The sequence below is a fragment of the Streptomyces europaeiscabiei genome, assembly GCF_001550375.1.
Lineage (GTDB): Bacteria > Actinomycetota > Actinomycetes > Streptomycetales > Streptomycetaceae > Streptomyces > Streptomyces europaeiscabiei.
This window is the reverse complement of sequence record NZ_LRTR01000733.1, coordinates 1-12,252: the sequence shown is the minus strand read 5'-3', so window position 1 is coordinate 12,252 and position 12,252 is coordinate 1. Positions and strand designations below refer to the sequence as shown.

The window sequence follows — 12,252 nt, the reverse complement described above, 5'->3', positions numbered from 1 at the left end:
CCCCGCCCGTCGTGGCCTGCCGTACCGCGTGCAGCAGTTGGCCGGCCCCGTGCCCACCCGCCCCACCGAGCACGGCGGCCGTACCGGCGGAACCCGCCGTGAGGGAGAGCAGCAACTTGCCCCCGCCACCGCCGACGACGAACACCAGGAGTGCCGGACCGACGAGCGCGGGAAGCCGGTCGTTGGTCCGCATCAGGACCGCGAGCCGTGCCCGGCAGTCGTCGCACGCGTCCACGTGGCTGAGCAGCTGCTGGGACTGGCGTGAGGTCGCCGTACCGCGCACATACGCCGGCATGCGCCCCCACCGCACCTGGCACGCCGGGTCGATCGGCGCCCCGGGCTGCTCGCGCAGGAAGGCCTGGCGCATCCCCTCACGCGCCCGGTGCAGCAGTACCGCCGTCGCGCCCTGCTTGGCGCCGATGCGCTGCCCGACCGTCTCCAGCGGCTGGCCCTCCGCCTCGGCCAGCCACAGCGCCCGCACCCACCGCTCGGGCAGCTGGCCCAGCACCCGCACCAACAGATCCACGGAGGAGACCTGTTCGGCAGGGTCGGCGCCATCGGCCACCCGGACATCGGCCTCGGCCCGCTCGGGTGCCGTCGGATCCAGCGGCGTCTCCCGCGTGGCGGTGCCCGCCGCCGCCGCGAGGTGCCGGACCGTCGTCGTCAGGTACGCCGGCACGTTGTCGATCTCGTGCCCTGCGGAAAGCCGCCGCCAGACGCGGAAGTGCGCCTCGGCGACAAGGTCCTCGGCGGTCCAGGAGTTCCTGGTGAGGGAGCGGGCGTACGCGACGAGGCGCGGGTGCTGTTCCTCGTAGATCCGGGTGTACGAGGCGGTCGCGGACGCAGACAGGCCGTCAGTCATGGCAGGAACGCTCTCCAGTCGCCTGCTGATGGGACGAGGCCGATTTTGTATGTAGCGATGACAAAAATCTCAAGTAATCACGCAAAGTGACACGCATCACAGCGGGTAACTTCGAAAGCGGCGTAATACAGGGGGTCTTGGCGCGGTCGAGTCGGTGTGTCGGCATGAGACCCATGGGCTCGGAGCCCGAGGGGTCGAAGAACCATCTGACGAACACACGAGCCCGCAGTATCCGAGCATCCGAAGAGCCTGAGCCACGTGAAGAAGCCGAAGCGCCCGAAGCGCCCGAGGTACCTGAAGCGCCCGAGGTACCCGAAGTACCCGAAGTACCCGAAGTACCTGAAGTGCCCGAACTGGAGATCGCTCATGCACCCCGCGCAGCCCACCATGCCCACGCCGCCCGCTCTCGAACAGAGCGCCCGCGCCCGCCTGATCACACCCGACTACGAGGAGGTCCCGGTACGCACCATCCTGCGCTACACCCCGGACGACCCCCTCGCCGTCCACATCGACTTCCCGGCCGGCGCCTCCGCCGACGACGCGAACGTGACGTGGACGTTCGCCCGCACCCTGCTGGCGGAGGGGCTGGCCATCCCGGCCGGGATCGGCGACGTACACCTGTGGCCCTGCGGTCCGGCCCACACGGTCGTGGAACTCCGCTCACCGCACGGCATGGCCATGATCCGCTTCGACACGCCCACGCTCCGCCGCTTCCTGCGCCGCTCGAACGCCGTCGTCGCGCTCGGCGGCGAGGACCTGGCACCGGCGCTCGACGACGGCCTCGCGTCCCTGCTGGGCGGGGTCTGAGGCGCCCCGCCCGGAGCGCCCGCTATGTTCGACCCGATCGTCCGGATATTCGGAGTGGGCATGCAGAAGACAGATGAACCGGCCGAAGAGGCGGTGACGGCCGGGCCTGAGGGGGCGCCGGCCGAGCCGGAGATACCCGTGGTCGTCCACGAGGCGGCTCGCGACGACACCGTCACCGACCCCGTCACCGATGCCGACCTTGACGCCGGCGCCGACCCTGACGCCACCCCCGGCCACACCTGGCCACGTCACTGGCCCCTGCTGCTCATCGGCGCGGCCGTCGTCCCCGGTGTCGTGCTGTTCGCCGTGGGGCGGTGGATGGAGGACCCGGCCGTACAGGCATGGCGGACCGTGTGCCTCTCCATCACCGTGCAGGCGCTGCCGTTCCTGCTGCTCGGTACGGCCCTGTCGGGTGCCATCAACGCGTTCGTACCGGCTCGGGTGTTCACCCGGGTACTGCCCAGAAGGCCGGCGCTCGCGGTCCCGGTCGCCGGTGCCGCCGGGGTGATCCTGCCCGGCTGCGAGTGCGCGTCGGTGCCGGTCGCACACAGTCTGATCCGCCGAGGGGTCGACCCGGCCGCCGCCTTCGCGTTCCTGCTGTCGGCGCCCGCGATCAACCCGATCGTCCTGACCGCCACGGCCATCGCCTTCCCCGGCAGCCCCGAAATGGTGCTGGCCCGGCTGCTCGCCTCGCTCGTCACCGCCGCCGGGATGGGCTGGCTGTGGCTCTGGCTGGGGCGTGCGGAGTGGCTCAAACCGGTCGCGCGGCAGACGGGACACCGGACCGGGCAGAGCCGCTGGAACGAGTTCAGGACCGGCTTCCAGCACGACTTCCTGCACGCGGGCGGCTTCCTCGTCGTCGGCGCGATGGCCGCGGCCACCTTCAACGTGCTCGTCCCGCGCACCGTGCTCGACACCTTCGCCGACTCGCCCTGGCTGTCGGTGCTGTTCCTCGCCGCCCTCGCCATCCTCCTCTCGGTGTGCTCGGAGGCCGACGCCTTCGTCGCCGCGTCCCTCACCGGCTTCTCACCCACCGCGCGGTTGACGTTCATGGTCGTCGGACCCATGGTCGACCTGAAGCTGATCGCCCTGCAGACGGGCACCTTCGGCCGGGCCTTCGCGGTCCGCTTCTCCGCCGCGACGGTCGTCGTCGCGATCCTGTGCAGCGTCCTGATCGGAGCCGTCCTGCTGTGAAACGACCCTTGCAGGCGCTCCTTCTCCTCCTCAGCGGTCTCGGCCTCCTCCACGCCACCCTCCTCACCGACCACTACCTGAGATACGTCAAGGAGGGCATGTACCCCCTCCTCGTCGCCTCGGGCGCGCTGCTGCTCGTGCTCGGCACGGCGGAGGCCTGGTCACTGTGGAGACGGGGCGGGAGGGACGAACGGGAAGGCCACGACGGCCGAGGCGCCCAGGACGACCACGGCGACCGCGACCACGGTGATGACCAGGACGACCGCCACAACCGCGATGGCCAGGACGACCACGACAACCGCGGAGGCCAGGACACCCACGGCGACGGTCGCGACCACGACCACGGTCACGACCACTCCACCCCGCCCCGAGTCGCCTGGCTCCTGCTCCTCCCCGCCCTGAGCCTGCTCTTCTACGCCCCGCCGGCCATCGGCGCGTACACCGCCTCCCGTGAGGCCCCCAAGGCGGTCACGGTCACCGGACAGGACGACTTCGACCCCCTGCCGACGACCTCACCACTCCCCATCACCCTCACCGACTTCGCCCGCCGCGTGCAGCAGGACCGCGACCGGGCCATCGACGGCCGCACCGTCCGGATGACCGGCTTCGTCACCCCCGACAAGGGGGCCTCCGGCGACGACGGCGGTGACGGCGGTGACGGCAATGACGGCAATGACGGCAGTGACGGAACCGCCGCCTGGTACCTGACCCGCGTCATCTTCAGCTGCTGCGCCGCCGACGCCCAGTTCGTGAAGGTGCGCGTCCACGGCACGCCGCCCCCGCCCGCCGACACCTGGGTCACCCTCACCGGCACCTGGCACCCCTCCGGCACCCTCGGCACCAGCTCCGCCGAGGCGGCCCTCGACGCCCAGACCATCAAGAAGATCACCCGGCCGTCCAACGGCTACACCGACGGCCTCCCGCTCACCATGCCCTGACCGACGGGAACACCGACACCATGCCTTCCGGCACCCCGCCCATCGACCGCGGCGAGCACGAGACGATCACGTACAAGCCGGGGATGCTCCAGGCCGTCCTGCCCGTCCTGCTGGGGCTTCTGGGCGGCGCAGCGCTTCTGTACGCGGGCCTCGCCCTGACCTCCGACCCGATGACAGGCGACACGCTGCGGCAGTGTCTCTCGGGGGTGCTGACGGCCACCGTGGTCGTCGCGGTCCTGCGCCGCAACGACGAGGTGATCCTGGCCGAGGACGCCCTCGTGGTGCGCGGTACCCGGCGTCGCCGGATCCCCTGGACCGGCATCCGGCGCCTGGAGGTCCGTCGCGTCCTCGGCGTACGCCAGATCACCGTCCACACCACGGACGGCCGCCGCACCGCGCTGCACACCCCGACATCCTTCGTCGACAAGGAGTTCGACCTGAAGGTGGAGATCCTCACGCGGTGGTGGCAGGCGCGGCGCTGAAGCACGCACCCGCCACGCCCACACCTCACGCCCAACCTCACGGTCCGCACCGCACACCACTCGTCGAGAATCGTTTCCGCAATGGCTTCCCCGGCCCGCCCGCCACATCCGTCCCACTCGGAAGAGTCCGACCCGGTTGGAGAGGAGAACGGTGCTCCCCTTCTTCGTCTACGGCACGCTCCGCCCCGGCGAGCACAACCACGACCTCTTCCTGCGCGGCCGCACCCGCACTGAGGAGCCGGCCCGGATGCGCGGCATGGCCCTGTACGAGGGCCCCGGGTACCCCTACGCCGTGGAGGAGACCGGTGAGGAGGGCGGGGGAGCGGCCTCGGTGACCGGTGAACTCGTCACCGCCCTGCCCGAGTCGTACGCCGAACTCCTGCGCACCCTGGACGAGTTGGAGGAGTACGCCCCGGGCGACCCCGCGAACCTCTACGAGCGTGTGGAACGCGCGGCGACCCGAGGTGACGGCACGGTCGTACGGGCCTGGGTATACGTCGCCGCGCCGGCCGTCGCCGCCGGATTGAGGGCGCGGGGGAAGCTGATCGAGGGTGGGGACTGGTGCCGCCTGCCTGGAGGGCGCCGCCGTGCGTCCGGGAGCTCGGGAGACTGAGAGTGTCGGCGGGTGCGGGGTGTCCGCGGCTGATCGTACCCACGCGGCGGAGCCGCGTGTCCACACGGCCCCGTGCCCCTTCAGGGCGCGGCTGCCGGCCTCAGCCTCAACAACAGGACCGACCGGGCTTCGGGCAGGCTCACCCGGAGCGCCGTTCCGTCCCACTCGGCTGTTCCCGTCGTCGTGCCCGGGTGCAGGATCTCCACCCGTACGTCGCCCGAGTCCCCTCCTTTCCCGTCCGCCAGGTGCGGTAGCGCGAAGGACCGTTCGGCGGCTCCGCCCCGGCGCCACACCGTCACGTACACCGGGGCCGCGCCCGCGACCGGCGGTCTCAGCCCCAGCGCGATCCAGTCGTCCGTCCAGCCCGGGAGGCCCAGGGGCCAGAAGGGCAGAGCGGTGCGCAGGTCGGCCCGAATGGACTTGTAGGTCGTCAACGCGTCACGCACCAGCCCGAGCTGATGGTCCGTCATCCTGTCCAGGTGGCCGGAGAGATGGATGCGGCCGAGCAGTGCGGAGCCGAGTGTGAAGGCGATCTCCGCGTCGGTGTACGACGGTTGGGGGTAGGCCCAGACGGCGCCCTGCTCCGGGGGTACGGCGGTGGGGGCGGAGGCGGCGATGGGTGGGTAACGCAGGGGGTCCTGCTGGTCGGAGGTGGACTGGAGCTGGGCCACGACGAGGGAGGCGCCGTCCATGCGCATGCCGCCGGAGGCGCAGTTCTCGACGACGAGACCGGGGTGGCGGTCCAGGGCCGAGGACAGCCAGGACAGCCAGGCCCGGGAGTGGGCGAGATGGGCCGGCGCCGAGGTGGTGATGTTGTAGTCGAGCTTCAGGTAACCGACGCCCCACTCGCCGACGATGCGGTCGACCGTCCCGTCGAGGTGGGCGCGGGCCGCCGGGTGGGTCAGGTCCAGCTGGTGGCGGCCCTGTTCGGTCACCCGGGAGCCGTCCTCGTGACGGAGGAAGGCCTCGGCGGGCAGCTCCTCGGCGAGGGGGCTGCGGACCCCGATGACCTCCGGCTCCAGCCACAGCCCCGGCACCATCCCGCGCTCCCGGATCCGGTCGATCACGACCCTGATGCCCGCGCCGGGGCCACCGCCGGGGAAGCGCCGCGCCGACGGCAGCCAGGCGCCGACACTGTCCCACCAGCCCCCGGGCGAGTCGGGGTTCTCCGACTCGACGTTCTCCCCGCTTCCCCCGCCCTCGCCGCGCTCTCCGCTGTCCCCGCCTTCCCCGGAGGGGCCGCTCCCCCCGCTCTCCCCGTCGTCGTACCACCCCGCGTCCACGCAGAAGTACTCCGCGCCCACCTTCGCCGCCGCGTCGATCAGCGGCAGCAGCTTCTCGGTGGTCGGGTCGCCCATCAGGGTGTTCATGTAGTCGTTGAAGACCACCGGGAGCCGGATGTGGTCCGGGTGGGGGCGGCGTACGGCGCGGCGGTAGGAGGTCAGGGCGGCCAGGGCGCCGTCGAAGCAGGTGCCCAGCGCGAGGGCGGCCCACTCGGTCGTGAACTCGGCGCCCGGCTCCAGGACTTCGCGCCACTGGTGCTCGTCGTGGGTCGGGCCGCCGAGCGCGAGGTACGTCCGGCCCGCCGACTCCCCGGCCTCCCAGACCCAGCTGGACGCCGACTCGATCTGCCACAGCCAGCTGCGCGCGTCCGTACGGTGCTGGAGCGCGCCCATCGCGAGATGCCCGTCCGTGGGCCAACTGCCGCGCCCGGCAAGGCGTGCCGCCGCGTGGCCGGTACCCCCGTGCACCTCGTGGTTGATGTCGGGCACGGAGTCCCGCAGCGGTTCGGCGTACCAACGGCACTCCGCGAGCCAGTCGTTGCGCGCACGGAAGACGGACAGCTCGTCGGGGGAGGGGAGCCCGCCGAGGAGCAGACTGCCGACGGAGCGCACGGTGACCGCCTCGGTGCCGTCGTTGCGCAGCCGGACCCGGGAGCGCAGCACGGGGATGCCGTCGGGTGAGGCGTACTCGACGAACGCGGTCAACCCGCTGGCCGGGTCGTGCAGTTCGAAGGTCAGCCGGTGCCATCCCCCGCTGTCGGCGGGGCCGGACGCGGAGCCGGCCGCAGGGCCGACAGCTGGGCCGGCCGCTGGGTCGAGCGTGGCGCCGTCCGTGGAGTGGTGCGCCCGGTATCTCAGGCGGCCGCCGATCGCCGTGCCGGTGAAGCGGGGTCTCGCCCAGCCGGTCCCTTCGCCGAGCAGTACCAGGTCCACCAGGGGCAGCGTGGGGTCGGTCTTGACCTCCTCGGGGCCCGGTTCGGGTTCGCCGGGGTGGCGGACGCGCAGCAGCCGGGGCGAGTCGCCGCTCAGGTCGAAGTCGGCGGTCAGCGCGGAGTGGCCCCAGCGGTACGAGAGGCTCCACGGGAACGAGTCGGTCCATTGGTGACTGTCGTGCTGCGGCATGCGATCCCCCCGGGTCGGCTGTACTCCCAAGTGTTCACGGCGAGCTGTGCGTCCGCTGTTCTCATCCTCTGCGAAACATCGGGACAACCACACGGGATCTACGTACAGGAAAGCATGAATGTTCAAGCAGGCCGGGTGCCGATGGTGTTCACGACCGCACCACCCAGACCGACGGCACCGCGGTCACCGCCGCGCCGACGCCACGAGAGCCGTGAGCACGAGGAGCCCTCCGCACGAAGGCTGTCGCCCGGAGCGAGACCGTCCTGGCCACCGAGGACGCGGCAACCCTACTGACGGTCCTCCGAGCCGCTGCTCAGGCCGACCCGATACCCCGCTTCGTTTTCTGGCCCTCTCCCGGGTCCGTTGCCTCGCCCGGGTCTGTGCCCTCGCCCGGGTCTGTGCCCTCTCCCGGGTCCGGGCCCGAACACGGCCGTGTCCCCGGTCCCGGCCTCACTTCCCCAACGTCTCCACCCGTACCGCGCACGTCTTGAACTCCGGCATGCGGGAGGTGGGGTCGAGGGCGGGGTTGGTGAGGGTGTTGGCGCGGCCCTCGCCCGCCCAGTGGAACGGCATGAAGACCGTGTCGGGGCGGATGGCGGTCGTGATGCGGGCCGGGGCCACGGCACGCCCCCGCCGCGAGACCACGGCCAACGGGTCACCCTCCGCCGCGCCGAGCCGCTCGGCCAGCCGGGGGTGCAGTTCCACGAACGGGCCGGGCGCGGCGGCGTTCAGCTCGTCGACCCGCCGGGTCTGGGCGCCCGACTGGTACTGGGCGACCACGCGTCCGGTGGTGAGTAGCACCGGGTACTCGGCGTCCGGCTCCTCTGCCGCCGCCCGGTGCGTCACGGGCACGAACCGTGCCCGGCCGTCCTCCGTGGCGAACCGGTCGAGGAAGAGGCGCGGGGTGCCGGGGTGCGCCTCGGTGGGCGGGACGGGGCGCACGTCGGTGGCCGGTGTGGTGGCCGGTGCGGGGCAGGGCCAGAACACCCCGTTCTCCTCCGCCAGCCGCCGGTAGGTGATCCCCGAGTAGTCGGCGGGCCCGCCCGCGCTGGCCCGGCGCAGCTCCTCGAAGACCTCCTCGGGGTCGGTCGAGAAGCCCTTCTCCACGCCCAGCCGGTCGGCCAGCTCGTGCATGACCTCCAGGTCGCTGCGGACGCCGTCGGGAGGGGTGATCGCCTGCCGCCGCAGCAGCACCCGGCCCTCCAGATTGGTCGTCGTGCCGGTCTCCTCCGCCCACTGCGTCACCGGCAGCACGACGTCCGCGAGCGCCGCCGTCTCCGACAGCACGACATCGCACACGGCCAGGAAGTCCAGGGACTTGATCCGCTCCTCGATGTGCGCGGCACGCGGCGCCGACACCACCGGGTTGGATCCCATCAGCAGCAGGGACTTGATGTCGCCGCCGAGCGCGTCCAGCAGCTCGTACGCGCTGCGGCCCGGCCCGGGCAGGCTGTCCGGGTCCACGCCCCAGACCTCGGCGACGTGCCGCCGGGCCTCGGGGTCGACCAGCTTGCGGTAGCCGGGCAGCTGGTCGGCCTTCTGGCCGTGCTCGCGTCCGCCCTGCCCGTTGCCCTGCCCGGTGAGGCAGCCGTACCCGGACAGCGGCCGTCCGGCCCGGCCCGTCGCCAGCGTGAGGTTGATCCACGCGCCGACGGTGTCCGTGCCCTTGGACTGCTGCTCGGGCCCGCGCGCGGTGAGCACGATCGCGTGCTCCGGCTCGCAGAACAGCCCTACCGCCTCGCGGAGTTCGGGAACGGACACCCCCGTGATCCGTTCCACGTACTCCGGCCAGTGCGCCATGGCCGCCGCCCGGGCCTCCTCCCATCCGCTCGTCCGCTCGCGGATGTACTCCTCGTCCGTCCGCCCCTCGGCCACGATCAGGTGCAGCAGGCCGAGGGCCAGGGCGAGATCGCTGCCGGGGCGCGGGGACAGATGCAGGTCGGCCTGTTCGGCCGTACGGGTGCGGCGCGGATCGATGACGATCAGCTTGCCGCCGTTCTCCCTCAGCTCGGTGAGATAGCGCAGCGCCGGCGGCATGGTCTCCGCGAGGTTGGAGCCGACGAGGACGACGCACCCGGTCTTCGGGATGTCCTCCAGCGGGAACGGCAGACCCCGGTCGAGCCCGAACGCCTTCATCCCGGCGGCCGCCGCCGAGGACATGCAGAAGCGGCCGTTGTAGTCGATCTGCGAGGTGCCGAGCACCACCCGCGCGAACTTGCCGAGCGCGTAGGCCTTCTCGTTCGTCAGCCCGCCGCCGCCGAACACACCGCACGCGTCCGGACCATGTTCCGTACGCGTGCGGGTGAGCCCCTCCGCGATCCGGTCGAGTGCCTCGTCCCAGGAGGCGGGTTCCAGGACGCCCGCCCTTCTGACCAAGGGGCCGGTCAGCCTGACCCGGGACGAGAGCACCGCCGGCGCCGTACGGCCCTTGCCGCACAGCGCTCCCCGGTTCACCGGGAAGTCCGCGCGCTCCGTCACCACTACGACACCGTCGGACCCGTCCGCACCGGGCGTCAGGTTCATTCCGCACTGCAGGGCGCAGTACGGGCAGTGGGTGGGCGTCGCGGAGTTCTGCATACCGTTCAGCGTGCGGCGGGCGTGTTACGCGCCGGGACGCTCCCCGTTACGCGACCGGCACGGGGACCTCCCGGCGCGCCCGGACCCGGCGTGAGGAGCGGTACCGGCGCCGTGGTGAACGGGCCCGGCGCCGTGGTGAACGCAGGGTGCGTCGATGTAGCAGTTCTGTCACCGTAGGCGGCCGTTCAAGCGCTTACCGTCCACGTGTTCGGCCCTTGCGTGTTAAGAACTACGGGCGCCACAGACAGCGGGGGTCGTGCCGTGAGCTCCCTGTGGCGTACGTCCTGTCACGTGGCCCGTGCGAGGGCCGTAGGGGGAAGAGGAAACACCGTGAACCGTATGCGCACCACCGTCGCCGTCCTGGGGGCCGCCGGGGCTCTCACCGCCGCCCAGCTGGGCTTCGCCGGTGCCGCGTCCGCCGCGTCCGTCGAGAAGCAGGCAGGCGTCGAGACACAGGCCGCCGCGAGCTGCCCGATCAAGATCACCTACCTGAAGAAGTTCTACGTCGACAACAACAACTGGGTGACCAACGGCGGTCTCCGGTTCGGCCTCACGAACTCCAGCAAGAAGGTGACCTTCAAGGACGTCAGCCTCAAGGTGACCAACACCAAGAGCCTCCGTTTCGGCAAGGCGACGGTGACGACCAAGGGCGCCAAGATCACCCAGAAGACGAACCAGATCGTCAAGGTCGCCGCCAAGACCCTGAAGCCGGGCAAGAGCGCCGCCTTCAAGGTCAGCACCCGCATGCTGCGCACCGACCTGTACGAGGTGAAGTTCGCCGTCTACGGCAAGACCACGGACGGCAAGAAGTGGGGCTGCGCCGTGGACCAGGGCACCTGGGGCACCGTCAAGCACTGACCGGCTCAAGCACTGACCGGCTCAAGCACTGACCGGCTCAAGCGCCGACCGGCCTGATCAAGCGCTGACCGGCCGACGCGATCGCCAGCCGGCCGACGTGAGCGCTAACCGGCCGACGCGAGCGCCTTCGAGACCCCCGTTTCCTCAGGACCGAGGAAGCGGGGGTCCGGCTCGAAGAGCGCGTCCAGGGACGCCTTGCCCGCCGCGAACAGCTCACGGGTGGCCCCGTAGTACCAGGTCTCGTCGTGCCGGTCCTGCACCCCGACCCCGTACGACTCGACGCCCGCCTCCTGGCACAGCGCGACCGCCCGGCGTATGTGGAAGCCCTGGCTGATGAGCACCGCGCGGTCCACGCCGAAGATCTTCCTGGCGCGGACGCAGGAGTCCCAGGTGTCGAACCCGGCGTAGTCACTGACGATGCGGTCGTCGGGCACGCCGTGGTCGGTGAGGTAGCCGCGCATCGCGTCCGGCTCGTCGTACTCCTCGCGGCTGTTGTCCCCGGTGACCAGCACCACCTTGATCCGGCCCGACCGGTACAGCTCGGCCGCCGCGTCCAGCCGGCGCGCGAGATACGGGGACGGCTCGCCCTGCCACAGCCCCGCGCCGAAGACCATCGCGACCTCGGTGCGCGGCACGTCGGCCGTGGTCCGCAGCCGGTCGCCGGCCGCCGTGAACATCCAGGTCGAGGGCAGCAGCGCCAGCGCGCACAGCAGCATCACCGCCTGCACGGCCCGCCGCCGCCCCGCCCGCGTACGCGGCAGCCGAATCACCCGCCCGACACGCCTCACGGCGGCCCACCCCCGTTCGTCGACCCCATATGTGTCCTGGGTGTTTCCGACGGGCCCGACAGCGCCCGCCTCTCCGACCAACGAAGACGTCATTCGCATCGCTCCGGTTCATCGCCCAGGGTGACAAGCTTCACTCGAACGAGTCGAAACGCCAGGTCGTGGCGGTTCACACACCCCCGAGGCGCTCGGTGAACCGCCGGAAAACACCCGTCACCACCGTGCAACGGGGAGGCAACCTCCCCCCGGCACCATCGGTACATGACGGCGACGACGAGCAAGTCGAACGCGGACCTCGACAGTACGGCGCACATCATGAACCTGATCAGTGACCAGCTGGCCTCCCAGCTCAGCCTCGTCTCCCGCAACGGAACCCGGCGCCAGGCCCCGCCCGCGCTGGTCCTCGTGGCGCACGGCAGCCGCGACCCGCGCGCCCTGGCGACCGTACGCACCCTCATGGAGCGCGTCCGCGAGCAGCGCCCCGGCCTGGCCGTGCACCTCGGCCACATCGAGCTGAACGAGCCCCTGCTCCCCGACACCCTCGCCGCACTCGGCGACCGGGAAGCCGTCCTCGTCCCCCTCCTCCTCAGCCGCGGCTACCACGTCAAGCAGGACATCCCCGAGATGGCCGCGGCCGCCGAGGCCCGCACCCGCCTGGCCGCCCCCCTCGGCCCGCACCCCCTCCTCGTGGACGCCCTGCACACCCGCCTCGTCGAGGCCGGGTGGCGCAC

Annotated in this window: 11 protein-coding genes; 7 read left to right on the top strand and 4 right to left on the bottom strand. The window is 71.7% G+C overall.

Features of this window, described 5'->3' with window-relative positions; translation table 11 throughout:
- Nucleotides 1-862, bottom strand: an 862-nt coding sequence (locus AWZ10_RS36490) for a sigma-70 family RNA polymerase sigma factor (protein ID WP_119582367.1), incomplete at its 3' end; no start/stop codon positions are given.
- Nucleotides 863-1,228: 366 nt separating this feature from the next.
- Between AWZ10_RS36490 and AWZ10_RS36485 the strand changes: the two genes are divergently transcribed.
- The 5 genes from AWZ10_RS36485 (at nucleotide 1,229) to AWZ10_RS36465 (ending at nucleotide 4,896) form a co-directional block, all read left to right on the top strand.
- Nucleotides 1,229-1,669, top strand: coding sequence for an SsgA family sporulation/cell division regulator (locus tag AWZ10_RS36485; protein WP_234360734.1), 441 nt, complete (start codon nucleotides 1,229-1,231; stop codon nucleotides 1,667-1,669).
- Between the two features lie 60 nt (nucleotides 1,670-1,729).
- A complete protein-coding gene (locus AWZ10_RS36480; protein WP_408997570.1) occupies nucleotides 1,730-2,863 on the top strand; it encodes a permease in 1,134 nt (377 codons plus the stop codon).
- A complete protein-coding gene (locus AWZ10_RS36475) occupies nucleotides 2,860-3,801 on the top strand; it encodes a TIGR03943 family putative permease subunit (protein ID WP_060893157.1) in 942 nt (313 codons plus the stop codon). The genes AWZ10_RS36480 and AWZ10_RS36475 overlap by 4 nt, the downstream gene beginning before the upstream one ends.
- 20 nt (nucleotides 3,802-3,821) lie before the next feature.
- Nucleotides 3,822-4,283 (top strand): hypothetical protein, encoded by a 462-nt coding sequence (locus tag AWZ10_RS36470; RefSeq protein WP_046706606.1) that lies wholly within the window; start codon nucleotides 3,822-3,824, stop codon nucleotides 4,281-4,283.
- 151 nt (nucleotides 4,284-4,434) lie between these two features.
- On the top strand, nucleotides 4,435-4,896 hold the full coding sequence (locus AWZ10_RS36465) for a gamma-glutamylcyclotransferase family protein (protein ID WP_060893156.1): 462 nt from the start codon (nucleotides 4,435-4,437) through the stop codon (nucleotides 4,894-4,896).
- An 80-nt stretch (nucleotides 4,897-4,976) separates the two neighbouring features.
- On the opposite strand, the gene AWZ10_RS36460 is transcribed toward AWZ10_RS36465, so the two are convergent.
- Together AWZ10_RS36460 and AWZ10_RS36455 are read right to left on the bottom strand one after the other, a co-directional pair.
- A complete protein-coding gene (locus AWZ10_RS36460; protein WP_060893155.1) occupies nucleotides 4,977-7,301 on the bottom strand; it encodes a glycoside hydrolase family 36 protein in 2,325 nt (774 codons plus the stop codon).
- Between the two features lie 450 nt (nucleotides 7,302-7,751).
- Entirely contained in the window at nucleotides 7,752-9,878 is a 2,127-nt protein-coding gene (locus tag AWZ10_RS36455) for a molybdopterin oxidoreductase family protein (RefSeq protein ID WP_060893154.1), read from the bottom strand.
- 339 nt (nucleotides 9,879-10,217) lie between these two features.
- Between AWZ10_RS36455 and AWZ10_RS36450 the strand changes: the two genes are divergently transcribed.
- The gene (locus tag AWZ10_RS36450) at nucleotides 10,218-10,736 is read left to right on the top strand and encodes a hypothetical protein (RefSeq protein ID WP_234360736.1); all 519 of its coding nucleotides are present in this window, start codon (nucleotides 10,218-10,220) and stop codon (nucleotides 10,734-10,736) included.
- A gap of 104 nt (nucleotides 10,737-10,840) precedes the next feature.
- Here the strand turns inward: AWZ10_RS36450 and AWZ10_RS36445 are convergent, their stop codons facing one another.
- Nucleotides 10,841-11,452 carry a SanA/YdcF family protein gene (locus AWZ10_RS36445; RefSeq protein ID WP_408996035.1) on the bottom strand — a complete coding sequence of 204 codons (612 nt, stop codon included), beginning with the start codon at nucleotides 11,450-11,452 and terminating at the stop codon, nucleotides 10,841-10,843.
- Between the two features lie 330 nt (nucleotides 11,453-11,782).
- Here AWZ10_RS36445 and AWZ10_RS36440 point away from each other — a divergent pair.
- On the top strand, nucleotides 11,783-12,252 hold a 470-nt coding region (locus AWZ10_RS36440; protein WP_208618615.1), incomplete at its 3' end, for a sirohydrochlorin chelatase.

Excerpts from the sequence above, each read along its gene's own strand:
- AWZ10_RS36485 (WP_234360734.1), top strand. The coding sequence starts at position 1,229 with ATGCACCCCGCGCAGCCCACCATGCCCACGCCGCCCGCTCTCGAACAG.
- AWZ10_RS36480 (WP_408997570.1), top strand. The coding sequence starts at position 1,730 with ATGCAGAAGACAGATGAACCGGCCGAAGAGGCGGTGACGGCCGGGCCT.
- AWZ10_RS36470 (WP_046706606.1), top strand. The coding sequence starts at position 3,822 with ATGCCTTCCGGCACCCCGCCCATCGACCGCGGCGAGCACGAGACGATC.
- AWZ10_RS36460 (WP_060893155.1), bottom strand. The coding sequence starts at position 7,301 with ATGCCGCAGCACGACAGTCACCAATGGACCGACTCGTTCCCGTGGAGC.
- AWZ10_RS36455 (WP_060893154.1), bottom strand. The coding sequence starts at position 9,878 with ATGCAGAACTCCGCGACGCCCACCCACTGCCCGTACTGCGCCCTGCAG.
- AWZ10_RS36450 (WP_234360736.1), top strand. The coding sequence starts at position 10,218 with ATGCGCACCACCGTCGCCGTCCTGGGGGCCGCCGGGGCTCTCACCGCC.
- AWZ10_RS36445 (WP_408996035.1), bottom strand. The coding sequence starts at position 11,452 with ATGCTGCTGTGCGCGCTGGCGCTGCTGCCCTCGACCTGGATGTTCACG.